The sequence below is a fragment of the Catellatospora sp. KI3 genome, assembly GCF_029948125.1.
GTDB lineage: Bacteria > Actinomycetota > Actinomycetes > Mycobacteriales > Micromonosporaceae > Catellatospora.
The window spans coordinates 25,379-47,704 of the sequence record NZ_JASAMB010000034.1 but is presented as its reverse complement, the minus strand read 5'-3'; the positions used below and the strand labels follow the sequence as shown (position 1 = coordinate 47,704).

The 22,326-nt window shown below is 72.6% G+C and carries 21 protein-coding genes; 7 read left to right on the top strand and 14 right to left on the bottom strand.

Annotated elements, in window-relative coordinates:
• Nucleotides 1–6 precede the first annotated feature (6 nt).
• Entirely contained in the window at nt 7–1,086 is a 1,080-nt protein-coding gene (locus QEZ54_RS33645) for a Gfo/Idh/MocA family oxidoreductase (RefSeq protein ID WP_281308809.1), read from the top strand.
• A gap of 262 nt (nt 1,087–1,348) precedes the next feature.
• Nucleotides 1,349–2,686 (top strand): cytochrome P450, encoded by a 1,338-nt coding sequence (locus QEZ54_RS33640; protein ID WP_281308808.1) that lies wholly within the window; start codon nt 1,349–1,351, stop codon nt 2,684–2,686.
• Nucleotides 2,687–2,698: 12 nt separating this feature from the next.
• Here QEZ54_RS33640 and QEZ54_RS33635 read toward each other — a convergent pair whose 3' ends face one another.
• From QEZ54_RS33635 to QEZ54_RS33600, 8 genes are all read right to left on the bottom strand, one after another.
• On the bottom strand, nt 2,699–3,400 hold the full coding sequence (locus QEZ54_RS33635) for an ATP-binding protein (protein WP_281308807.1): 702 nt from the start codon (nt 3,398–3,400) through the stop codon (nt 2,699–2,701).
• Between the two features lie 88 nt (nt 3,401–3,488).
• Entirely contained in the window at nt 3,489–3,884 is a 396-nt protein-coding gene (locus tag QEZ54_RS33630) for a CBS domain-containing protein (RefSeq protein WP_281308806.1), read from the bottom strand.
• A gap of 93 nt (nt 3,885–3,977) precedes the next feature.
• Entirely contained in the window at nt 3,978–5,927 is a 1,950-nt protein-coding gene (locus QEZ54_RS33625) for an ABC transporter ATP-binding protein (RefSeq protein ID WP_281308805.1), read from the bottom strand.
• Nucleotides 5,924–7,660: an ABC transporter ATP-binding protein gene (locus QEZ54_RS33620; protein ID WP_281308804.1), complete on the bottom strand. Its 1,737-nt coding sequence runs from the start codon at nt 7,658–7,660 to the stop codon at nt 5,924–5,926. Before QEZ54_RS33620 ends, QEZ54_RS33625 begins: the two co-directional genes overlap by 4 nt.
• The gene (locus QEZ54_RS33615; protein ID WP_281308803.1) at nt 7,654–8,253 is read right to left on the bottom strand and encodes a TetR/AcrR family transcriptional regulator; all 600 of its coding nucleotides are present in this window, start codon (nt 8,251–8,253) and stop codon (nt 7,654–7,656) included. Before QEZ54_RS33615 ends, QEZ54_RS33620 begins: the two co-directional genes overlap by 7 nt.
• Before the next feature lie 215 nt (nt 8,254–8,468).
• A complete protein-coding gene (locus tag QEZ54_RS33610; RefSeq protein ID WP_281308802.1) occupies nt 8,469–8,891 on the bottom strand; it encodes a DoxX family protein in 423 nt (140 codons plus the stop codon).
• Between the two features lie 258 nt (nt 8,892–9,149).
• On the bottom strand, nt 9,150–10,787 hold the full coding sequence (locus QEZ54_RS33605; protein WP_281308801.1) for an ABC-F family ATP-binding cassette domain-containing protein: 1,638 nt from the start codon (nt 10,785–10,787) through the stop codon (nt 9,150–9,152).
• 191 nt (nt 10,788–10,978) lie between these two features.
• Nucleotides 10,979–11,407: a CBS domain-containing protein gene (locus QEZ54_RS33600; RefSeq protein WP_281308800.1), complete on the bottom strand. Its 429-nt coding sequence runs from the start codon at nt 11,405–11,407 to the stop codon at nt 10,979–10,981.
• A 196-nt stretch (nt 11,408–11,603) separates the two neighbouring features.
• Between QEZ54_RS33600 and QEZ54_RS33595 the strand changes: the two genes are divergently transcribed.
• Both QEZ54_RS33595 and QEZ54_RS33590 read left to right on the top strand, forming a co-directional pair.
• Nucleotides 11,604–12,506 carry a hemerythrin domain-containing protein gene (locus QEZ54_RS33595; protein ID WP_281308799.1) on the top strand — a complete coding sequence of 301 codons (903 nt, stop codon included), beginning with the start codon at nt 11,604–11,606 and terminating at the stop codon, nt 12,504–12,506.
• A gap of 144 nt (nt 12,507–12,650) precedes the next feature.
• Nucleotides 12,651–13,172 carry a DUF4142 domain-containing protein gene (locus QEZ54_RS33590; protein ID WP_281308820.1) on the top strand — a complete coding sequence of 174 codons (522 nt, stop codon included), beginning with the start codon at nt 12,651–12,653 and terminating at the stop codon, nt 13,170–13,172.
• Nucleotides 13,173–13,225: 53 nt separating this feature from the next.
• On the opposite strand, the gene gndA is transcribed toward QEZ54_RS33590, so the two are convergent.
• The gene (gene gndA / locus QEZ54_RS33585) at nt 13,226–14,659 is read right to left on the bottom strand and encodes an NADP-dependent phosphogluconate dehydrogenase (RefSeq protein ID WP_281308798.1); all 1,434 of its coding nucleotides are present in this window, start codon (nt 14,657–14,659) and stop codon (nt 13,226–13,228) included.
• A 294-nt stretch (nt 14,660–14,953) separates the two neighbouring features.
• On the opposite strand from gndA, the gene QEZ54_RS33580 reads away from it, so the two are divergent.
• On the top strand, nt 14,954–15,898 hold the full coding sequence (locus QEZ54_RS33580; RefSeq protein ID WP_281308797.1) for a sulfite exporter TauE/SafE family protein: 945 nt from the start codon (nt 14,954–14,956) through the stop codon (nt 15,896–15,898).
• Here the strand turns inward: QEZ54_RS33580 and QEZ54_RS33575 are convergent.
• From QEZ54_RS33575 to QEZ54_RS33560, 4 genes are all read right to left on the bottom strand, one after another.
• Nucleotides 15,895–16,629 carry a neutral zinc metallopeptidase gene (locus tag QEZ54_RS33575; RefSeq protein WP_281308796.1) on the bottom strand — a complete coding sequence of 245 codons (735 nt, stop codon included), beginning with the start codon at nt 16,627–16,629 and terminating at the stop codon, nt 15,895–15,897. The two genes, QEZ54_RS33580 and QEZ54_RS33575, sit on opposite strands and share 4 nt — an antisense overlap.
• A gap of 153 nt (nt 16,630–16,782) precedes the next feature.
• Nucleotides 16,783–18,009 (bottom strand): sigma-70 family RNA polymerase sigma factor, encoded by a 1,227-nt coding sequence (locus QEZ54_RS33570; protein WP_281308795.1) that lies wholly within the window; start codon nt 18,007–18,009, stop codon nt 16,783–16,785.
• Between the two features lie 30 nt (nt 18,010–18,039).
• On the bottom strand, nt 18,040–18,411 hold the full coding sequence (locus tag QEZ54_RS33565) for a YciI family protein (protein ID WP_281308794.1): 372 nt from the start codon (nt 18,409–18,411) through the stop codon (nt 18,040–18,042).
• A gap of 33 nt (nt 18,412–18,444) precedes the next feature.
• Complete coding sequence (locus QEZ54_RS33560) at nt 18,445–19,101, bottom strand: DUF998 domain-containing protein (protein WP_281308793.1); 657 nt, start codon at nt 19,099–19,101, stop codon at nt 18,445–18,447.
• A 148-nt stretch (nt 19,102–19,249) separates the two neighbouring features.
• Here QEZ54_RS33560 and QEZ54_RS33555 point away from each other — a divergent pair, with 148 nt between their 5' ends.
• Nucleotides 19,250–19,714, top strand: coding sequence for a hypothetical protein (locus tag QEZ54_RS33555; protein WP_281308792.1), 465 nt, complete (start codon nt 19,250–19,252; stop codon nt 19,712–19,714).
• 73 nt (nt 19,715–19,787) lie between these two features.
• Nucleotides 19,788–20,375 carry a hypothetical protein gene (locus tag QEZ54_RS33550; protein ID WP_281308791.1) on the top strand — a complete coding sequence of 196 codons (588 nt, stop codon included), beginning with the start codon at nt 19,788–19,790 and terminating at the stop codon, nt 20,373–20,375.
• On the opposite strand, the gene QEZ54_RS33545 is transcribed toward QEZ54_RS33550, so the two are convergent.
• Nucleotides 20,372–22,252: an ABC transporter ATP-binding protein gene (locus QEZ54_RS33545; RefSeq protein ID WP_281308790.1), complete on the bottom strand. Its 1,881-nt coding sequence runs from the start codon at nt 22,250–22,252 to the stop codon at nt 20,372–20,374. The two genes, QEZ54_RS33550 and QEZ54_RS33545, sit on opposite strands and share 4 nt — an antisense overlap.
• Nucleotides 22,253–22,326 lie beyond the last annotated feature (74 nt).

The window sequence follows — 22,326 nt, the reverse complement described above, 5'->3', positions numbered from 1 at the left end:
ACGCCGGTGGCTGAACCCATCCGGTACGCGGTGATCGGGCGCGGCTGGCGCGCGCAGTTCTTCTTCAAGCTGGCGGCGCTGATGCCGGACCGGCTCCAGGTAACCGGGGTGATGACCCGGTCGGCGCAGGCGGGCGCCGAGGTGGCCGCCCAGTGGCGGCTGCCGGTGGTCCAGGACCTGTCCGACCTGCTGCGCACCGGCGACCCCGAGTTCGTGATCACGTCCGTCCCCTGGGACGTCAACCCCGGCCTGGTCGAGACGCTGGTCGGGCGGGGTCTGCCGGTGCTGTCGGAGACCCCGCCCGCGCCTGACGTGGCCGGCCTGCGCAGGCTCTGGGACGCCATCGGCGCTACCGGCCTGGTGCAGGTCGCCGAGCAGTACCTGCTGCTGCCCGACCACGCCGCCCGGCTGGCGGTGCTGCGCTCCGGCGCGATCGGCACGCCGACCTCCGCGCAGGTCTGCTCGACGCACGGCTACCACGCGGTGTCGATCCTGCGCGGCATGCTCGGCGTCGGCCTGGGCCCGGCGAGCGTGCAGGCGCGCGCGTTCACCGCCCCGCTGGCCGACCCGCTGGCCCCCTCCGGCTGGCGCGACGACGCCACCCCGCGCCCGGCCACCACCACGCTGGCCACCATCGACTTCGGCGACGGCCGCAGCGGCCTGTACGACTTCACCGACAACCAGTGGTGGAACCCGCTGCGCAGCCGCCGCCTGGTGGTCCGGGGCAGCCTCGGCGAGCTGGTCGACGACCGGGTGGTGCGGCTGCTGGACCACCGGCCGGTCGAGTCGGAACTGCGCCGCCGCCACAGCGGACGCGACCTCAATCTCGAGGGCTTCGACCTGGACCACGTCAGCTACGACGGGCGGGTGGTGTACCGCAACGCCTACGCCGGGGCCCGGCTGTCCGATGAGGAGATCGCGATCGCGTCGATCCTGGAGGCGACCGGCCGCTGGTGCCGCGACGAGGGCGAGCCGCCGTACCCGCTGGCCCAGGCCTGCCAGGACCACCTGCTCAGCCTCGCCATCGACGAGTCCGCCCGCACCGGCCAGCCCGTGTCGGTCCCCACCGCCCCCTGGACCTCCTGAGGTAAGGAAGGGCCCCTTCTTATCGCTTTGCGACGTAGAAGGGCCCCTTTTTAACGGCGTTCTCAGCTTTGACGGCGCCTGCGGCCGTGAGCAGGCGCCGGACCTCATCGGCAGGACCCGGCGCCCGCCTACGCGAGGGTGCGTTAAGAAGGGGCCCTTCTACTACGGAAAGCGATAAGAAGGGGCCCTTCCTTTCCTCAGGGGGTGGGTGGGTTCGGGGAAAGGGGCGCGGGTCGCTGGGAGGCGCGCATAGCGTGGGGGCGTGCGGGTCGAGGAGCTGGAGCGGGTGGGCGCCGAGCAGGTGCGGCTGTCGCGGGCCAGCGTCGGCGACACGCTGCGGGTGGCCGCCACGGTGCTGCTGCCGACGGTGGCGCAGGGCCTGGTCATCCGGCGGCGGCTGGTCACGCTGGCCGGCCGCTGGTGGCAGCCGGACGCCCGAGCGGTGCGGCTGATGCAGCGGCTGCGCGGCCGGTACGGCGGCGGCGCGCTGCTGCTGCGCAACCCGGGCCGCTGCTGGGCGCTGGCGCTGTCGACCGACGCGGTGCGCACGGTGCTGGCCGAGACCGAGCCCTACAGCCCCGCGAGTACTGCGAAGATCGCCGCGTTGTCGCACTTCCAGCCGCACGGGGTGCTGATCACCCGGGGCGCGCTGCGGGCGCCGCGCCGGGCCGTCAACGAGCTGGCGCTGGACACCGACCTGCCCGTACACCACCTCGCCGGGTCGATCACCGCGAAGATCGACGAGGAGATCGGGCCGCTGCGCGACCAGCTGGGCGGGCGGCTGGGCTGGGACCGGTTCGCCGCGGCGTACTGGCGGGCGGTGCGGCGCATCGTGCTCGGCGACGGCGCCCGCGACGACGACGAGCTGCTGGACCTGCTGGCGATGCTGCGCCGCGACGCCAACTGGGCGGGCCTGCGACCGCGGCAGGACCGGCTGCGGCTGCGGTTCCGGCGGCGGCTCGACACCCACCTGGCCCGGCGCGAACCCGGCAGCCTGGCCGCGCTGCTGCCCCCGCCCGAGCCGGTGGTGGACCCGTACGGGCAGGTCCCGCACTGGCTGTTCGCCTACGACGCCGCCGGGGCGACCGTGTTCCGCACCCTGGCGATGCTCGCCACGCACCCCGCCCAGCGGGTATGGGCCGCCGCGGACCTGCGCCCCGGCGAGTCACCGCACCGGCTGCCGCGGCTGCGCGCCTGCGTGCTGGAGACGCTGCGGCTGTGGCCGACCACCCCCGCGATCCTGCGCGAGAGCGGCGGGCCGACCCGCTGGGACGGCGGCCGACTGCCCGCGCGCACCTCGTTCCTGGTGTACGCCCCGTTCTTTCACCGCGACGACCAGACCCTGCCGTACGCGCACCGGTTCGAACCGGCGCGCTGGATCGACGGCGACGGCCACGACGAGTGGTCGACCGTGTCGTTCAGCGCCGGTCCCGGCCGCTGCCCGGGGCGCAACCTGGTGCTGCTGACCACCACGGCGATCCTGGCGGCGCTGCTGCGCGAGCGCGAGCCGCGGCTGCTGTCGTACCCGACGCTGAGCCCGGACCGGCCGCTGCCGGTCGGCCTGGACCACTTCGGGCTGCGGTTCCGCCTCGCCGAGTAGCGGCCGGGCAGGTCAGGCCGGGATGTCGACCCGGACCCAGACCACCTTGCCGTCGCTGATCAGCAGGCTGCCCCAGTCGGAGGCGAGCGCCGTCACCAGCTCCAGGCTGCTGCCGGGGTCGTCGGGTCCGGGCACCTGCGGCAGGAACGGGTCGCCGTCACGTACGGCCACGTAGACGCTGCCGCCCCGGCGCCGCACGCTCACCCGCAGCCGGGTGCGCGCGTGCACCACCGCGTTGGCGGTCAACTCGGAGGTCAGCAGCCGCACCAGCTGCGCCAGCCGCGGCGCGCCGAACTCGCGGCAGGCCTGCGCGGCCAGGTCGCGGGCGGCGGCGCAGCTGCTGGGCAGCGGCGGCAGGTCGATGGCCCGGCGCAGCGACAGGGGCAGGTCGTTCGCGGCGGCCGTGGCCGCCGCGACGTCGTCGTACAGCATGATGCCGTCGTCGGACGGCAGCGCCAGCCCGGGGGCGCTGACCAGCAGCGGCGCGCCCGGCCAGCGCTGGGCGCCGCGGGCCATCCCGTCCAGCCAGCTCGCCAGGCGGTCGTCGGCGCAGGTCGTCTCGGCCAGATCGAGGATCACGGCGTCCGGCTGCTCGGCCAGGCAGTCGGTGAGCGCGGCACCGACGTGGATCACCGTGGAGTCGTCCAGGGTGCCCGCCACCGCGATCTCCGCGATCGGCAGGTGGCACCGGACATGGCACACCAGCGTCGACATGTCTCCTGGATTCCCCGGGGCGGCACGCGGTTAATCCCGCATCGACGAGGTTAACGACCGAACGCCCGGCGCGGTCCCGCACGGTCGCTCACCCGACGCCGCGGGGAGCGCCACCTCCGGGCTGATCGACGTCGATCCAGGTCACGACGCCGACGACCCGCTCGGCCTCCACCACCGGCAGCCGGTGCAGCGCGTGCGAGCGCATCAGGCGCACCGCCTCGCCGACGCCGTCCTCGGCGTGCACCGAGACCACGTCCTGCTTGATCAGGTCCTCGGCGATGGTGTTGTGCGGATCGAGGTCGTCGGCCAGCGCCAGGACCAGGTCCCGGGAGCTGACCACCCCGAGCAGCTTGTCGTCGTCGGTGACCAGCACGTCCTCGATGCCGTGCTCGCGCATCAGGCGGGCTATGTCGACCATCGGAGCCTGCCGGTCCACGTGGATCGGCGCCCCGGTCATGACGTCACGGACCATGAGAATGTCCACGGGCCACCCCCTCGCACCCCACGATACGGAAGAACGCCGGCCGGATGGCGGTGATCCGCCATCCGACCGGCGCCGTGGGGCGCGGTGCCCGGGTTACTCGGTGACCGCCGCGGCGAACTGCGCCTCGTAGAGGCGGGCGTACGCGCCGCCCGCGGCGATCAGCTTGTCGTGCGAGCCGTGCTCGACGATCGAGCCGTGCTCCATCACCAGGATCACGTCGGCGTTGCGGATGGTGGAGAGCCGGTGCGCGATGACGAAGCTGGTCCGGCCCTGGCGCAGCGAGCCCAGGGCCCGCTGGATCAGCACCTCGGTACGGGTGTCGACCGAGCTGGTCGCCTCGTCGAGGATGAGGATGCTCGGTTCGGCCAGGAACGCCCGCGCGATGGTGAGCAGCTGCCGCTCGCCGGCGCTGACGTTGGTGCCCTCCTCGTCCAGCACCGTGTCGTAGCCGTCGGGCAGCGTACGCACGAACCGGTCCACGTGCGTCGCCTTCGCCGCCGCCACGATCTGCTCGTGGCTGGGGTCGTGCGCGCCGTAGGCGATGTTGTCGGCGATGGTGCCGCCGAACAGCCAGGTGTCCTGCAGCACCATGCCCATCTTCGAGCGCAGGTCCTCGCGGGTCATCGCGTTGACGTCGACGCCGTCCAGGGTGATCCGGCCGCCGTCCACGTCGTAGAAGCGCATCAGCAGGTTGACCAGCGTGGTCTTGCCCGCGCCGGTCGGGCCGACGATGGCCACCGTGTGGCCCGGCTCGACCGTCAGCGACAGGTCTGTGATCAGCGGCTTGTCCGGGGAGTACGAGAACGACACGTGCTCGAAGCTCACCTGCCCGCGTACCGGGTCGACCTTGGCGGCCGGGACCGGCTCGGGGCTCTGCTCGGGGGCGTCGAGCAGCTCGAACACCCGCTCGGCCGAGGCCACACCCGACTGCACCAGGTTGGCCATGGCCGCGACCTGGCTCAGCGGCTGGCTGAACTGGCGCGAGTACTGGATGAACGCCTGCACGTCGCCGATCGACAGCGACCCGGTGGTCACCCGCAGCGCGCCGACGACCGCGACCAGCACATAGTTGAGGTTGCCGATGAAGAACATGGCCGGCTGGATCAGCCCGGAGATGAACTGCGCCTTGAAACCCGCCGTGTACAGCGCCTCGTTGTGCTCGCGGAACTGCTCGGCCGCCTCGGCCTGCCGCCCGAACACCTTCACCAGCGAGTGCCCGGTGTACATCTCCTCGATGTGCCCGTTGAGCTTGCCGGTGACGCCCCACTGGGCGATGAACTGCGGCTGGGCCTTCTTGCCGATGCGCATCGTGACGTACACCGACAGCGGCACGGTGACCAGGGCGATGACCGCCAGCAGCGGCGAGATCCAGAACATCATCGCCAGCACGCCGACGATGGTGAGCACCGCGTTCATCAGCTGGCTCAGCGACTGCTGCATGGTCTGCGCGACGTTGTCGATGTCGTTGGTCGCCCTGCTCAGCACCTCGCCGCGCTGCTGCCCGTCGAAGTAGCTCAGCGGCAGCCGCGACAGCTTGTGCTCCACCTGCTCGCGCAGGTTGTAGACGGCCCGCTGCACCACGGTGGTGATGAGCCGGAACTGGAACAGCGAGAAGATCGAGGCGGCGGCGTACACGGCCAGCGCCACCAGCAGCACCCGGCCGATCGCGTCGAAGTCGATGCCCTTGCCGGGCACCATGTTCATCCCCGAGACCATGTCGGCGAGGTTGTCGTTGCCTTCGGCGCGCAGCCCGGCGACGACGTCGGTCTTGCTGACGCCGGGCGGCATCCGCTTACCGAACCAGCCCTCCACGATGATGTTGGTGGCGTGGCCGAGGATCTTCGGACCCACCACGGACAGCCCGACGCCGGTGACACCCAGCGCCACCGCCAGCCACACCAGCGCCCGGTACGGGTTGAGCAGGCGCAGCAGCCGGCGGCCGGACTCCTTGAAGTTCAGCGCCTTGGACATGGACGGGCCCGCCATCATGGCGGCCGGGCCGAAACGGGGACCGCTGTCGCGGCGGGGCGCGGGGGCCGTCATGCCGCTTCCTCCTCGGTGAGCTGGGACAGCACGATCTCCCGGTAGGTCACGTTGCTGTTCATGAGTTCGGCGTGGGTGCCGGCCCCCACGACCTGCCCGTCGTCGAGCACGACGATGCGGTCGGCGTCGCGGATGGTGTTCACCCGCTGGGCCACGATCACCACGGTGGACTCGGACGTCTCCCGTGCCAGCGCGGCCCGCAGCGCGGCGTCGGTGGAGTAGTCCAGCGCCGAGAAGGAGTCGTCGAACAGGTAGATCTCCGGGCGGGCGACGAGGGCGCGGGCGATCGCCAGGCGCTGGCGCTGGCCGCCGGAGACGTTGGTGCCGCCCTGGGAGATCGGAGCGTTCAACTGCTCGGGCATCGCCTCGACGAAGTCGCGGGCCTGCGCGGTCTCCAGCGCCTGCCACAGCTCCTCGTCGGTGGCGTCGGACTTGCCGTAGCGCAGGTTGCTGGCGACCGTGCCGGAGAACAGGTACGGCTTCTGCGGCACGAACCCGACCGCCCGCGACAGCGCCTGCGGGTCGAGGTCGCGCACGTTCACGTCGTCGACCAGCACCGTGCCGCCGGTGGCGTCGAACAGCCGCGGCACCAGGTTGAGCAGCGTGGACTTGCCGCTGCCGGTGCTGCCGATGATGGCGGTGGTCTCGCCCGGCCGGGCGACCAGGTCGATGCCGCGCAGCACCGGCTCCTCGGCGCCGGGGTAGCTGAACTCGACGTCGCGCAGCTCCAGGTGCCCCCGTACGCCGCCGTCGAGCTGCCGCGGCGCGCGGGGCGGCGCGACGCTGGACTCGGTGCCGAGCACCTCCTGGATGCGCTCGGCGGACACCTCGGCCCGCGGGATCATGACGAACATGAAGGTGGCCATCATGACCGCCATCAGGATCTGCATCAGGTAGCTCAGGAACGCCGTCAGGGCGCCGATCTCCATGCCGCCGCTGTCGATGCGGTCCGCGCCGAACCACATCACCGCCACCGTCGAGATGTTGATGATGAGCATGACCAGCGGGAACATCGAGGCCATCAGTTTGCCGACGGCCAGCGACACCTTGGTCAGGTCCGTGTTGGCCTCGGCGAAGCGCTCCTGCTCGCGCTTGTCGCGCACGAACGCCCGGATGACCCGGATGCCGGCGATCTGCTCGCGCATGACCCGGTTGACGCTGTCGATGTTGACCTGCATCATCCGGAACAGCGGGCGCATCCGGACCACGATGGTGCCGATGCCCAGCACCAGGGCCGGGATGACCGCCAGCAGCAGCCCGGACAGCTGCAGGTCGAGGTTGAGGGCCAGCACGATGCCGCCGACCATCATGATCGGCGCGGAGACCATCATGGTGAACGTCATCAGGGCCAGCATCTGGACCTGCTGCACGTCGTTGGTGGTCCGCGTGATCAGCGACGCCGGTCCGAAGTGGCCGACCTCGCGGGCGGAGAAGTCCTGCACCCGGGCGAAGATCGCGGCCCGGATGTCGCGGCCCAGGGCCATCGAGGTCTGCGCGCCGTAGTACACCGCGCCGGTGGAGCAGACGATCTGCACCAGCGACACCGCGAGCATCAGCGCGCCGATGCGCAGGATGTAGCCGGTGTCGCCGAGGACCACGCCCTTGTCGATGATGTCGGCGTTGAGGGTGGGCAGGTAGAGGGTGGCGATGGTCTGCACCAGCTGGAGCAGCACCACCAGGGAGATTTGTCGCCAGTACGGCCGCAGGTGGCGGCGTACGAGTCGGATCAGCATGCGGGCTCTTCCTTGACTTCGGGGTACAGCACACCGTCGAGGACGACGCTGACGACTTCCTCGACGGGCAGGTTGTCGACGCGGTTACTGAACATGATCATGGAGGTGAGCACCGAGGCGACCGCGTCGGCGGGCAGCCGCAGCCGATGCTGGTCCGGTGCGATCAACTCGGTCAGCGCGTCGACGACACGCGGGAAGCCGTCGCGCGCGTCCGGCACGCTAACCCCGGCGGGCAGGCCGCCGCTGCGCATCGCGATCATCAGCGGCATGTTCTCGCGGAACCGCTGGCCGAGGACCTTGACCGCGGTCCTGAGCCGGAACCGCAGGTCCGGCACGCCGCTGAGGGCGCGCAGTGCCGCGACCGTGGGGGCATGGTCGAAGGCCTGCGCCAGGGCGGCGGCCAGCAGCGCGGCCTTGTCCGGGAACACCCGGAAGAGGGTGCCCTCGGCCACACCGGCACACTCGGCGATCCGGCGGGTGCTCACGTGCAGTCCTTCGGCACGCAGCAGGGGCAGCGTGGCCGCGATGATCGCGGTCCGCCGTTCTTCGGGGGCCAGGGGTGCCACACGGCGCCGGGGGGAGGCGTCAGTCACGGCGCAGAGACTAAATGAGTGAGCACTCACTCCGCAACCGGGTCCCCCGCCCCTCGCCTTGAACAGACGTTGGCCTATCTCATCGAGAATGATCTCCGTGAATCCGATGAGACAGGCCAACGCCTATGGCAAGACGGGGACGGCGGGCCGCCGCCGGGCACCGGTCGCCGGAGCGGGCGGGCGGGGCGGCGGGTGGGGGGCGGCGGGCGCGCCGGTCAGGAGGTCGAGCGGGCGTCGGCCTTGCGGCCGAACAGCAGGGCGTCCAGCGACCAGGCACCGGGGCCCAGCACCGCGATCAGCAGGAACGACCAGCAGAACATGGCCGCGAGCTCGCCGCCGTTGTTCAGCGGCAGCAGCGACATGGGCTGGTGCACCACGAAGTACGCGTACGCCATGGAGCCGGAGCAGATGAGCGCGGCGACCCGGGTGCCGAGACCGGCCACCACCAGCAGCCCGCCGACGAACTGGATGAGCGCGGCCCACCAGCCGGGCCAGGCGGCGAACTCCACCGCGCGCCCCGTACCCCGGGCGCCGCCGAAGGCGCCGAACAGCGATGACGCTCCGTGCAGCGTGAAGAGCAAACCGAGCACCAACCGGAACAGCGTGGTGGTCAGCTCGGGCAGACGTCCGTTGGACACAGCGAAACCCCTTCGTTCCATTCATCACCGCCGATAGTGATGATTATCGATGAGATTACGCACGAGCCAGGGCAGCGTGAAGCGCCGACTACGTCGAATGCGTTGACTCTGCCCAGAAAACGCGCCCGTCGATCCGACGGACTGCGCGACCACACCGCCCCGGGCGGCGCACGTACGCACAGCATCGGACGCCGGTGGAACGCCGGACAACTTCAAAAATGCTGCGATTGTGCCGTTTCTGGGGGGTTGACGACCGGTTCAGGCGGCGGTGACCCGGCCCGCCTCCACCGTCAGCAGCCGGTTGGTCCGCACCGCCGCCAGCATCTGCCGGTCGTGGGTGACCAGCAGCAAGGTCCCCTGGTACGACTCCAGCGCCGACTCCAGCTGCTCGATCGCCGCCAGGTCCAGGTGGTTGGTGGGCTCGTCGAGCACCAGCAGGTTCACCCCGCGCGCCTGCAGCAGCGCCAGCGCCGCCCTGGTGCGCTCCCCCGGCGACAGCGTCGCGGCCGGCCGCAGCACGTGCGCCGCCCGCAGCCCGAACTTCGCCAGCAGCGTACGCACGTCAGCCGGGTTGAGCTGCGGCACCTCCGCCTCGAAGGCGTCGACCAGCCGCTGCTCGCCCAGGAACCGGTCGCGGGCCTGGTCCACCTCGCCGACGACCACCCCGGGCCCGAGCGAGGCCAGCCCGGAGGCCAGCGGCGCCCGGCCGAGCAGCGCCCGCAGCAGCGTCGACTTGCCCGACCCGTTCGGGCCGGTGATCGCGACCCGGTCCGCCCAGTCGATGCGCAGGTCGACCGGCCCGAGCGTGAACGCGCCCTGCTCCACCACGGCCGCGTTGAGGGTGGCCACCACGGCGCCCGAGCGCGGGGCGGCGGCGATCTCCATGCGCAGCTGCCACTCCTTGCGGGGCTCCTCGACCTCCTCCAGGCGCTCGATCAGCCGCTCGGTCTGGCGTGCCTTGGCGGCCTGCTTCTCCGTCGACTCGGTCCGGAAGGCGCGACCGATCTTGTCGTTGTCACCGGCCTTGCGCCGGGCGTTCTTGACGCCCTTCTCCATCCACGAGCGCTGCAGCCGGGCCCGCGCCTCCAGCGAGGCCCTGGTGTCGGCGTACTCCTCGTAGTCGTCGCGGGCGTGCTGGCGGGCGATCTCGCGCTCCTGCAGGTAGGACAGGTAGCCGCCGCCGTACAGGTGCACGCGCTGCTGGTGCAGGTCCAGCTCCAGGACCTTGTTGACGACCCGGGTCAGGAACTCGCGGTCGTGGCTGACCAGCACCGTGCCGGCGCGCAGTTCGGTGACGAAGCGCTCCAGCCGCTCCAGGCCCGCCAGGTCGAGGTCGTTGGTCGGCTCGTCCAGCAGGAAGATGTCATACCGGCTGAGCAGCAGCGACGCCATGCCCGCCCGCGCGGCCTGGCCGCCGGACAGCGAGGTCATCGCGTGGTCGAGGTCGACGTCCAGGCCCAGTTCCGCCGCGACCGCCTCGGCCCGCTCGGGCAGGTCGGCGCCGCCGAGCGCGAGCCACCGCTCCAGCGCCTCGTTGTACCGGTCGTCGGCGCCCGGAGCACCCTCGCCCAGCGCCTGCGCGGCCGCGTCCAGCTCCCGCTGCGCCGCGGTGACCCCGGTACGCCGCTCCAGGAAGTCGCGCACGGACTCCCCCGGCCGGCGCTCCGGCTCCTGGGGCAGGTGCCCGACGTTGGCCGTCGGCGGGTTCAGCACCAGCGAACCGGCCTCCGCCGGGGCCAGCCCCGCCAGCAGCCGCAGCAGCGTCGACTTGCCCGCCCCGTTGACGCCGACCAGGCCGATCACGTCGCCCGGCGCCACCACCAGGTCGAGATCGCCGAAGAGGACGCGCTCACCGTGCCCGGCCGCCAGACCCCGGGCCACCAGCGTGGCGCTCACCAGACACCGCCGTCGACTGTCACGCCCCGCAGCCTAACCGCCACCCCGCCCCGCCCCCCGGCCCGCCTCCACCGGTCGATCATGAACCTGTGGCACGGCTCGGCGGCGGGTCAGGCGCACAATTTCATGATCGTCTTGGGTACGCCGACGCCCGGCGGCCGCGGTGACGGCTGCCGGGCGCGACGCGGACGTCAGGCGCTGGGCGGGGCGTCGCTGATGTCGGCCAGTGCCGAGTTCGGGTCGCGGTCGACCGCCAGGTCGCCCAGGGACACGATCCCCACGGCGCGCCCGTCGGCGGTGACCGGCAGGCGGCGCAGCGCGTGCTCGCGCATCAGGTCGACTGCCGCGGTCACCGGCTCGTCGGCGCCGACCATGACCAGGCGGTCGCTGACGATGTCGTGCAGGTGCACGCTGGCGGGCTCCCGCCCGCCGGCCAGACCCCGCACCACGATGTCGCGGTCGGTGACGATGCCCTCCAGGCGGCCGTCGGCGTCGAGCACGAGCACGTCGCCGATGTTGCGCTGGGACATCTGCTCCGCCGCCTCGATCAGGCTGGCGGTGTCCGGCAGGCACACCGGGTTGGCGGTCATCACGTCGCGGACCAGCTGTGCTGTGGTCACGTTGCACCCCCTCGGGATGGTTGGTACGGATTGTCACCGTTACCCTTCCCGCCCCGCTCACCCGCAAACCCCTCCCCGTCCCGGGACTTGCCTCCCGCCCCAGGCCACCCGTGGGCGCAGTTCCGCGTTCACGCCCGTGAGCAGGGTGATTCCTCCAGGATGGGGAAGGACGCCCGACAGGAGAAAGGCAAGCGCCATGGTTGAACACAGCAGCGACGCCCCGTCCGGCGGCGAGCGCCGTCCCACCAGCCGTGCCGGAGGCGACGCGGCCGGCACGCCCGGCGACATCGCCACGATGAGCGTCACCGAGCTGCGGGGCTGGCTGAAGGACCACGGCGTCACCGGCACGTCCGGCATGCGCAAGGCGGAGCTGGTCTCCACCGTCAAGACGATGCGCTCGGACCAGGCGACGACCACCGGCAGCAGCATCCCGACCGGCAAGAAGAGCGCCACCGGCGGGATGACCGCCCAGCCGTCCGCCAAGAAGAGCACCACGCACGCCAAGACCGGCTCCAACGGCGCCGCCGGCGCGGCCGCCGCCGAGCAGCGGTCGCAGGGGCCGGGGATCTCGGTACCGGAGCGGGCGATCGAGCACGAGGACGTCATCGACGTGCTGCTCTCCCACCACGAGCAGATCAAGGCGCTGTTCGCGCTGGTCGGCAAGGCCGGGGCGACGCACCGGCAGGAGACGTTCCAGCAGCTCACCAGGCTGATCGCGATCCACGAGACGATCGAGCAGCAGCTGGTGCACCCGATGGCGCAGCGCCGCCTGCCCGACGGGCCGGACCTGATCGAGTCCCGGGTGCAGGAGGAGGAGCAGGCCACCGAGGACCTGGCGGAGCTGTACGAGATGGGCGTCGACCATCCGGAGTTCGACACCCGCCTGGCCGAGCTGCGCGACGCCGTGATCGAGCACGCCGAGCTGGAGGAGGACGAGGAGTTCGGCTACCTGCGCGAGGCGGTGCCGCGCGAGCAGCTGGCCAGCCTCGCCGCCGCCGCCCGCGCGGCCGAGCGGATCGCCCCGGCCAGCGCGCTGCAGGGCCCGCCGACGGCCATCGCCGAGCGCGTACGCGACGCGCTGAGCGAGGCGCTGCGCTGACCGGACCCCGGCGGGCGTGCCGTCCCGACCGTTCGGGGCGGCGCGCCCGCCGATGTTTGCCCTGTTCACCGTCGAGGGAACGGATATCGGGGAGCATTCCGCACCGCGGGTGCCCGGCCCGGAGGGGGAACGGCCTTGAAGATCATGCGACGGATGTACGTGCTGGTGGCCGCGCTCGTACTGGCGGTGGTCGCCGCCCAGGCGCCCGCCTCGGCCGTGCTGGACCAGGATCAGGACTGGCTCGGCTCCATGCACCAGGTCGACCTGACCGAGATCGCCTTCGCGAAGCTGGCCGCCGACAATGCCGAGTCGCCGCTGGTCAAGCAGTTGGCCGCCGACTTCGCCGAAGGCCACCAGCAGCTGGACGACGAAGTGCAGCAGGTGGCGCAGCAGCTCAAGGCGACCCTGCCGAGCCAGCCGAACGAGCAGCAGCAGCTGGCGCTGCAGCGGATGGGCCTGATCACCGGGGCGGCCTTCGACCAGCTGTGGTTCGCCACCAACGTCGCCGGGCACGAGCAGGCGCTGAAGGCGGCTCAGGCGGAGGTCAAGTCGGGGCAGCACCCGCAGGCCGTCGCCCTGGCCAACAAGGCGGTGGGCGCCATCGCCACGCACCTGGCGGAGCTGAAGGACATCGCCCCGCAGCTCGGGCTGCCGGTGCCGCAGTGAGCCGACGACCGCCCGGCGGCCGGTGATCCGGTCGCCGGGCGGTCGCTCCGGGCTCAGTCCTGCTTGACCTCGGCCTTGTCGTCGGTGGCCCACAGGGTGTGGAACACGCCGTCGGTGTCGACCCGCTTGTAGGTGTGCGCGCCGAACAGGTCGCGCAGGCCCTGGGTCAGCGCGGCGGGCAGCCGGTCGCGGCGCAGGCCGTCGTAGTAGGCCAGCGACGAGGAGAACACCGGCGCCGGGATGCCCAGCTGCGCGGCCGTGGCGACCACGCGCCGCCAGGCCGGGACGGCGTCGCCGATGGCCTTGGCGAAGGCCGGGGCGAACAGCAGGTTCGCGGGCGGGTTGGCGCCGGAGTACGCGTCGGTGATGTCGCGCAGCAGCGACGCCCGGATGATGCAGCCGCCGCGCCACAGCGAGGCGATCGCGGCCAGGTTCAGGTCCCAGCCGTACTCCTTGGCCGCCGAGACCAGCATGTCCAGGCCCTGGGCGTAGCTGACCAGCTTGGAGGCGTAGAGGGCCTGGCGCACGTCCTCGACGAACGTGTCCGACAGGTCGACCTTCACCTCGTGCCCGGCCAGCACCTGCCGCGCCACCGGGCGCTGCGCCGACTGCGACGACAGCGAGCGGGCGAAGACCGACTCGGCGATGCCGGTGACCGGCGAGCCGAGCTCCAGCGCGGCGATGACGGTCCAGCCGCCGGTGCCCTTCTGGCCCGCCTGGTCCACGACCACGTCCACGAACGGCTTGCCGGTCGCGGCGTCGACGTGGCCGAGCACCTCGGCGGTGATCTCGATCAGGAACGAGGACAGGTCGCCCTTGTTCCACTCGGCGAAGATCTTCGCCTGCTCGCCGGGCTCGATGCCGGCGCCGGAGCGCAGCAGGTCGTATGCCTCGCCGATGACCTGCATGTCGGCGTACTCGATGCCGTTGTGGACCATCTTGACGAAGTGGCCGGCGCCGTCGGTGCCGATCCAGGAGCAGCAGGGCTGCCCGTCGACGTGCGCGGAGATCTTCTCCAGCATGGGCCCGAGCGACTCGTACGACTTCTTCGACCCGCCCGGCATGATCGACGGACCCTTGAGCGCGCCCTCCTCGCCGCCGGACACGCCCACGCCCACGAAGTGCAGGCCCTTGGCCGCCAGCGCGGCCTCGCGGCGGCGGGTGTCGTGGTAGAGCGAGTTGCCCGCGTCGATGATGATGTCGTCGGTGTCGAGCAGCGGGACCAGCTCCTCGATCACGTCGTCGACCGGCTTGCCGGCCTTGACCATGATCAGGACGCGGCGCGGGCGCTCCAGGGCCTCGACGAGGTCCTGCAGCGTCTCGGCGGCAACGAAGGTGCCCTCGTCGCCGTGCTGCTCGATCAGGGCGTCGGTGCGGGACCGGGTGCGGTTGTGGACCGCCACCACGTATCCGTTGCGCGCCAGGTTGCGGGCCAGGTTGGCGCCCATCACCGCGAGTCCGGTCACACCGATCTGTGCTGCTGTCATGCTGGAGACTCCTCAGCGCCAGGCAGCCGCGAACGGGTGCGCCTCGCTGCGCGCCTCGGGCCGCGGCTCGCCGGCAGGGCCGTAGGTTCGATCTTCGGACGATCGTCCTCATCCTAGTTTCCGGACCGGGGACCGCACCCCGACCGTCCCACTTTTCCCGCTTTCCCGCACCCGCCCCAGTGCCCACCCGGCGCCCCGGCACCCCGGGTCGAAAGGCGGGACGAACCGACCGCGCAGTGAGATGACCGCAACCCGACATGCGACATCCGGCCCGGTCACAGGTACGGTCTCCTGATGGATCTCTGGGTCGGGGTGGGCGGCTTCGTCGTCGGCGTCATCGTCGGGCTCACCGGCATGGGCGGCGGCGCGCTGATGACCCCGCTGCTGGTGCTGGTGTTCGGGGTGGCCCCGCTGGCCGCCGTCTCCAGCGACCTGGTCGCCAGCGCGATCATGAAGCCGTTCGGCGGCGCCGTGCACCTGCGCCGCGGCACGGTCGACAAGGCCCTGGTCGGCTGGCTCTGCGCGGGCAGCATCCCGGCGGCCTTCGCCGGCGTGTTCATCGCCCGCGCGATGAAGGGCGACGGCCTCGAGCAGACCATCCAGTACGCGCTCGGCGCCGCCCTGCTGCTGGCCGCATCCGGCCTGGTCATCAAGGTCGTCCTGGGCATCCGCGCGCAGGGCCGCGCCGCCGCCGGGCTAGCGGAGGCCGTCGCGGACGACCACGCCCCTGTTCGCGTACGCATAATTCCGACGGTTCTGGTCGGAGTGGTAGGCGGCCTGGTGGTGGGCGTCACCTCGGTCGGCTCCGGCTCGCTCATCGTCATCGCGCTGATGGCGCTCTACCCGCGCCTGCACCCGCACCGGCTGGTCGGCACCGACCTGGTCCAAGCCGTCCCGCTGGTCGCCTCGGCCGCGCTCGCGCACCTGCTGTTCGGCGACTTCCAGTTCGGCCTCACCGCCACCCTCGTCGCGGGCGCCGTGCCCGGCGTGCTGCTCGGCGCGGCCGTCTCCACCCGCGCCCCGGCGGGCCTGATCCGCGGGGCGCTGACGGTCGTGCTGGTGGCCAGCGGCGCGAAGCTGCTCGGCGCGAGCACCCCCGTCGTGGGCGCGCTCGCGCTGGGCCTGCTCATCGTGCTGCCCGTCGCGTGGATCCTGCTGCGCCGGGGCGCGGGCCTGCCCGCCCTGCCCAGCCGCACCCCGGCCCCGGCCGAGCCCGAGCCCGTCGGGGCGGCCAACTAGTCGGTCAGGTCGCAGGCGGTCAGCGAGTCCTCGTACCCGTTGAAGAACGCCTGCGACCGCTGCTGCGCCGTGCCGTGCGAGCCCGGGGCGAACCACGGCTGGTCCGGGTCGTCGGCGACCGCGACCAGGCCGGTGCGCAGCTCGTCGAGGTCGCCGTCGTCGACCCGCAGCCGCCCGGCGCGCACCACGTCGCCCAGGTACGCCCCGGCCATGCAGTCGGCCTGGAGCTCGTGGTCGATGGTGTACCGGTGCGTCACGTTGAGCCGGTCCTGGATCGCGTGCGCGTACTCGTGGCCGATCAGGTAGTACAGGAAGGCGTCGCCGACCTGCCGGAACGCGGCCACCGCCCAGTCGGCGTCGTAGGCGATGAGATCACCGTCGGGGCAGTAGGCGGCGTTGTTGGCGGGCATCGGCTCGCCGCCGCAGCTGACCTCGCCCTCCCGCAGGTACGGCACGATCCGGCTCACCGGCCGGAACTCCAGCCCGGAGTCGGCGAAGACCGCCGCCCAGTACTCCGCCGCGGTGTCGATCGCCGAACCGGCGTCGTCCTGGAACTCCTCGACGGTCATGGTGCCGTCCACGCCCCCGCTCGGCTCGGCCGAGGGCCGGGTGTCGCGGGTGGGGGCGGGTGCCGGGTCGGGGTCGGGCAGCGGCAGCGAACCGCAGCCCAGGGTGAGGGCGGCGGCCGCGGCGAGCGCGAGGGACAGCACGGTACGGGGGCGGGCGGGCATCACGCCACTCCTTCACAACGGGGGTACCCCCGTCATACCCGACGCGCGCCACCCCACGCACGCCGCGGCCGGTGGCGCAGTTTCGGGGAAGGTGCTGGAATCCTGGGCTCGGTTCGTGCAGTTTCCCTGAAACCGCACGAACCGCCCCGAGGGTCAGGCGAGGGCGTCGGCGCGGGACTGGAAGAGGGTGCGTTCGCGGGTGTTGCGGGTCAACGCGGCCGCGCGCTCGAACTCGGTGCGCGCCTCAGCGGCACGGTCCAGCCGGGCGAGCAGGTCGCCGCGGACCGCGGGCAGCAGAGCGTAGCCGGGCAGGGTCAGCCCGTCGACGATGCGCAGCGCCGCCTCGGCGTCGCCCGCGTTGGCGATCGCGACGGCGCGGTTGAGGTCGACGACCGGCGAGGGCGAGACGTGGACGAGCACCTCGTACAGGGCGGCGATGCGGGTCCAGTCGGTCCGGTCGGCGGTGGCGGCGCGGGCGTGGCAGGCCGCGATCTCGGCCTGGAGCGTGTACGGCCCGAACGTGCCGTGCGCGCGGGCCAGCGCGTCCAGGCCGCGCCGGATCAGCAGCCGGTCCCAGCGGCGCCGGTCCTGGTCCTGCAGCAGGATCGGGGCGCCGTCGGCGGCGGTGCGGGCCGGGGCGCGCGAAGCCTGCAACTCCATCAGCGCCACCAGCCCGTGCACCTCCGGCTCGCGCGGCGCCAGCGCGGCCAGGACCCGGCCCAGCCGCAGCGCCTCCTCGCACAGGGCGGGGCGCATCCAGTCGTCGCCGGCCGTGGCGGCGTACCCCTCGTTGAAGACCAGGTAGACGACCTCCAGCACCGAGCCGAGCCGCTGCGCCGCCTCGGCGGGCGGCGGCAGCTCGATCGGCACCCTCTTGTCGGCCAGGGTCCGCTTGGCGCGGGTGATCCGCTGCCCGACGGTCGCCTCGGGCACCAGGTACGCCCGCGCGATCTCCTCGGTGGTGAGCCCGCCGAGCAGGCGCAGCGTGAGCGCGACCCGGGCCTCGGTCGACAGCACCGGGTGGCAGGTGGTGAAGATGAGCCGCAGCAGGTCGTCGCCGACGTAGTCGTCGAGTTCGGCGGCCAGGTCCGGATCCTCGGCCTCCGGCGTGGCCCGCCCGACCTCGGCCAGCTTGCGCCGGTACGCGCTCTGCCGCCGCAGCTGGTCCACGGCGCGGTGCCTGGCGGTCGCCATCAGCCAGGAGCCCGGATGGTCGGGCACCCCCGCCTCGGTCCACTGCTCCAGCGCGATGACGAACACGTCCTGCGCCAGCTCCTCGGCCACCCCGACGTCGCCGACCAGCCTGGCCAGGGCGGCGGTGATCTGGGCGGACTCGATCCGCCAGACCGCCTCCACGACGCGACGAGGATCGGTAGCCACGGCCACCGATCCTCGCACGTACGCGCCCGGTCAGGCGGGAGGTCCGAAGTCCTCCGGCCCGAAGACCTTCAGCAACTCGGTCTCCCCCTCCCACTCCGGCCACAGGTCGCGGTGCAGGGCGAGGAACCGCGAGGCCCACTCGACGGCCTCCTCCTTCGACCGCACCTGGTACAGCGCGTAGCTGATGGTCTCCTTGGCCTCGGCGAACGGGCCGTCGGTCACCGACAGCGCCCCGCCGTAGAGGCCGACCGTGGCTCCCGCCTCACTCGGGGCCAGCCCGGCGGTGTCCAGCAGGGCACCGGCGGCCGACGCCTCGGCGCCGAGCTTGAGGATGGCCTCCATCAGTCCGGGCGGCGGCGGGGTGTCGGGGCGGCGCCCCTTGAGCAGCATCAGGTATCGCATGACGTGGTCCTCTCGTGTCGGATGTCAGGTCGTTCAGGCGGCGGTGCGGTAGAAGTGGACGCTGACGGTGCTCAGCCAGGCCCAGGCGAGCACCACGGCGGCGACGAAGGCCAGCGTCGTGGGGCCGTGCGAGCCGCTGGCGATGCCCGCGAACGCGGCCGGGAACACCACGCCCGTGATCCGCGAGAACCGGGCCAGGCCGCGCGCACCGTCGCGGGCGAGGCCGCGCGCCAGCACGAAGCAGGCCGCGACCAGGCACCCGAAGCCGATGCCGCCGAGCATGAGATGCAGCATGCCGTGCCAGCTGACCGCGGTGGTCTCCGGCGCGCCGACGGGGAACCCCTGGACGGCGTCGGCGCGGAAGACCCCGGCGCCGACCAGGCTCAGGCCGTAGCCGGCGAGCAGGAGCGGGGCCCAGCGGCGGCGGCCGGCGGGCAGGGCCCGGCGCAGGCCGACGGCGGCGGCGACGGTCATCAGCCCGGCGACGATGAAGTTCGCGATCTGGATCCAGCCGTGCTCGCCGTTGGCCAGCAGGCTCCAGGCGTGGCGGGACAGGTCGAACCCGTCGCGGGTCAGCGCCTGGGCCAGGCCGGTCACCACGTAGATCGGGCCGGCGATCACGCCGTACCCGAGCAGCGACTTGGTGATCCGGACCGGCAGCGGCGGGCAGGTGGCGGCGGCGGCGGTCATCTGGGTGTCTCCTTCGGTTTCGAGGCCTACACCTGGTCCTCGAACGGCCGGCCCAGGATCCGACACGCACTTTCAAGATTTTTTCGGGGCACCGCCGCAGCTCCGCCGAGGGCTGCCGTACAACGGACGGTCTGGCATGATCTGCCGCGTGAATCCCTCTTACTCTGGCCCCGTCCAGCCCTACGCCGCCTACCAGGTGCCCGTGCCGCTGCCGGAGGGGCACGGCGTCATCGTGGCGAGCTTCAACCGCGGACCGTACCTGGTGTCGGCCGCCGCCACCTCCCGCCTGAAGATCGACGGCCGGAACGTGCCGTTCGGCTCGGAGGGCACGTACCACGTCGTGGTCCCGGCCGGACCGCACGAGGTCAAGGTCACCGACTTCCTCGGCATGCCGATGATCAAGACGCGGCTGACGGTCCAGGCGGGCGCCGCCCACCAGCTGAACTTCCGGTTCGGCGGCTGGCGCAACCGGGTGAAGGACGGCTTCGGCACCGACGTGACCACCTTCGGCCTGTGGTCCAACTACCTCATCATGCTGATCACGCTGGGCGTGGGCGTGCTGTGCTGCGGCGGTGCCACCGTGCTGGCGGCCCTGATGAACACGTCCAGCTGAGCCGACGGCCGGGCCGGGCCGCACGGGCACTTCTGCGAAGCTGACCGTGCGGCCGGACGACAGGAGGCACGGGATGCGGGGGTTCGCGCGGCGGGAGTTCGTGTTCATGCTGCTGCGGCGCATGGACGACTACCAGCCCGAGCTCGTCGAGGTGGCGTACACCGGCCTGGGCGCCGCCCGCGCCGACTACCTCGCCGCCCACCACCGCTGGCAGCAGCTGCTGCGCTCCCGGCGCAGCCCGCGCGGGCTGGACCTCTACCAGGCCGTGATCGGGCCGCCGGACGCCGAGCGGCCGGTGCCGTTCGGCGACCTGACGCTCACCGCGTACACGTGGCGGCTGCCGGGTCCGTGGCCGGACCTGCGCTGGGAGGCGACCACCGGCACGGACGGCGTCGTACTGCACGCCTGGCTGGTGCGGGCCGAGCCGTCGTCGGCGCCCCCGCCCCGCGCACCCGACCAGGTGGCGCCCTGGTCGGCGGTGGTCGACGACGTGCTCGGCGCGTACCCGGGCGCGCGGCAGCTCGACCCGGAGGTGGCCAGCCGCTGGGTGGTGCGCACCGGGTCCGGCGCCGGCGCGTACGACCTGGTGTTCGTGCACGGCCTCTACCAGGTCGGGCACCCCGCCGGGGCGAGCACGCCGCCGCGCCGGACGACCGCCTAGGGCTGGGCCTGGTAGCCGCTGGCCTGCAGGGTGAACAGGTCGGCGTACCGGCCGCCGAGGGCCATCAGCTCGTCGTGCGTGCCCGACTCGACCAGCCTGCCCTCGTGCAGCACGTGGATGGCGTCGGCGGAGCGTACGTTGGCCAGCCGGTGCGTGATCAGCACGATGATCCGCTCGGGGTGGCGGCGCAGCTGGGCGAAGAAGGCGTGCTCGGCCTTGGCGTCCAGCGCCGAGGACGGCTCGTCGGCGATCAGGATGGTGGCGTCGCGGTAGATGCCGCGCGCGGCGACCAGCCGCTGCCACTGCCCGCCGGACAGGTCCTGCCCCTCCTTGAACTCCTTGGACAGCAGCGTGGCGTAGCCGTGCGGCAGCTCGGTGATCATGTCGTGGGCGGCGGCCGCACGGGCGGCGCCTTCGGCCCGGTCGTGGTCGTACTCGGTGTCGTGCCGCCCGATGTGGATGTTGGCCTGCACGCTGAACGGGAACTTGTAGTACTGCTGGCTGATCATCGCCACCTGCGCGGCCGCCTGGTCGGGATCGAGCTGGTTCAGGTCGACCCCGTCCCAGGCCACGGTGCCGCCGCTGGGCCGGTACAGGCCCGCGAGCAGCATGGCCAGGGTGCTCTTGCCCGAGCCGTTCTCCCCCACCAGCGCGACGACCTGGCCCCGGTGCACGGCCAGCGACACCCGGTCCAGGGCCGGCCGCTGCGCCCCGAGGTACGTGAACGACACCTCCTCGACCCGCACCTGGTCGACCCGCTCGACGGCGGCGCTGCTGGCCTCGGGCACCCGCTCGGCGGCCCGGCGCAGGAACGCGCGGAAGTCGGTGTAGTAGAGCGCGTCCTCGTACAGCCGGTTGATCGAGAACGTGGTGGTCCGCAGGCTCGCACTCGCCGCCTGCACGGCGAACAGCGCGGTCGCCGCCGCGGCCAGCGGCACCAGGCCGCCCATCAGCAGGAACGCCAGCAGCGCGTACATGCCCGCGCTGGCCAGGCCGGTGAGCCCGGCCCCGACCGCCCGCATGGCGGTCTGCTCACCGGCGAGCTGCAGCGACAGCCGGGTCTCGGCGCCCATCAGGGTGCGGTACTGCCCGAGCAGGTAGTCGCGCATCTGGAAGGCGCGCAGCTCGGCGGCGGTGTATCGGTTGGCCAGCAGCACCGCCAGCATCCAGGCGCGGCGGCGGCGGTCGTAGTGCTTGAGCATCAGCAGGTACTCGCGCCGGGCCACCCGGATCGCGGTCACGGCGGTCGGCGCCCCGGCCACCAGCAGGCACGGCAGCAGCAGCGGCGCGATGACCGCGACGGCGGCCCCGGCCGCGGCGATGCCCGCCACGCCGGTGATCAGATCGACGGTGGAGTCGACGATCCAGGCCGACTCGCGCATGCCCCGGTCCCGGGCGCGGTCCATCTCCTGGGCGAAGCCCGGGTCGTCGAAGGCGGCGAGGTCGACGCGGGTGGTGGCCTCGTACATCTGCAGCTCGACCTGGAGGTCGATCTGCGGCCGCAGGCGGCTCTGGGCCCAGCCCGCGGCGATGCCCAGGGCCCCGCGCGCGGTCACCGCGGCCGCGGCCCAGCACAGCGCGGGCAGCGCCGCCCGGACCCGCTCCGGGGTGGGGCCCTCGCTGAACAGGTTGGCCAGGACGTTGCTGGTCGCCAGCAGGCCCAGCGTGGTCATCGACCCGGCGAGCAGCTGCAGCCCGATGGCGGCGACGGTGTCGCGCGGATTGGCCGCCCAGGCCAGCCGCAGCGACTCGCGGACCAGCGCGGGCAGGCGCCGCGCCACCGCCCAGAACCCGGTGTTGGCGAACGCCTCGGCGTGCGCCATCCAGTCCTCGGCGGCCAGCTCCGGCAGCGCCGCCACCCCCTGCGACTCCGTCACGCCCGGCACGCTACCGCCCACCGACCATCCACACCGGACGCCACGCGCACGGGTCAATCCGTCGTGCGGTTTCG

Bases quoted from the DNA above. Each gene is read 5' to 3' on its own strand.
- QEZ54_RS33635 (WP_281308807.1), bottom strand. From the start codon at position 3,400: ATGTCGACGCTGGTGTGCCATGTCCGGTGCCACCTGCCGATCGCGGAG.
- QEZ54_RS33625 (WP_281308805.1), bottom strand. From the start codon at position 5,927: ATGACGGCCCCCGCGCCCCGCCGCGACAGCGGTCCCCGTTTCGGCCCG.
- QEZ54_RS33620 (WP_281308804.1), bottom strand. From the start codon at position 7,660: ATGCTGATCCGACTCGTACGCCGCCACCTGCGGCCGTACTGGCGACAA.
- QEZ54_RS33595 (WP_281308799.1), top strand. From the start codon at position 11,604: ATGGTTGAACACAGCAGCGACGCCCCGTCCGGCGGCGAGCGCCGTCCC.
- QEZ54_RS33590 (WP_281308820.1), top strand. From the start codon at position 12,651: ATGCGACGGATGTACGTGCTGGTGGCCGCGCTCGTACTGGCGGTGGTC.
- gndA (WP_281308798.1), bottom strand. From the start codon at position 14,659: ATGACAGCAGCACAGATCGGTGTGACCGGACTCGCGGTGATGGGCGCC.
- QEZ54_RS33580 (WP_281308797.1), top strand. From the start codon at position 14,954: ATGGATCTCTGGGTCGGGGTGGGCGGCTTCGTCGTCGGCGTCATCGTC.
- QEZ54_RS33575 (WP_281308796.1), bottom strand. From the start codon at position 16,629: ATGCCCGCCCGCCCCCGTACCGTGCTGTCCCTCGCGCTCGCCGCGGCC.
- QEZ54_RS33565 (WP_281308794.1), bottom strand. From the start codon at position 18,411: ATGCGATACCTGATGCTGCTCAAGGGGCGCCGCCCCGACACCCCGCCG.
- QEZ54_RS33560 (WP_281308793.1), bottom strand. From the start codon at position 19,101: ATGACCGCCGCCGCCGCCACCTGCCCGCCGCTGCCGGTCCGGATCACC.
- QEZ54_RS33550 (WP_281308791.1), top strand. From the start codon at position 19,788: ATGCGGGGGTTCGCGCGGCGGGAGTTCGTGTTCATGCTGCTGCGGCGC.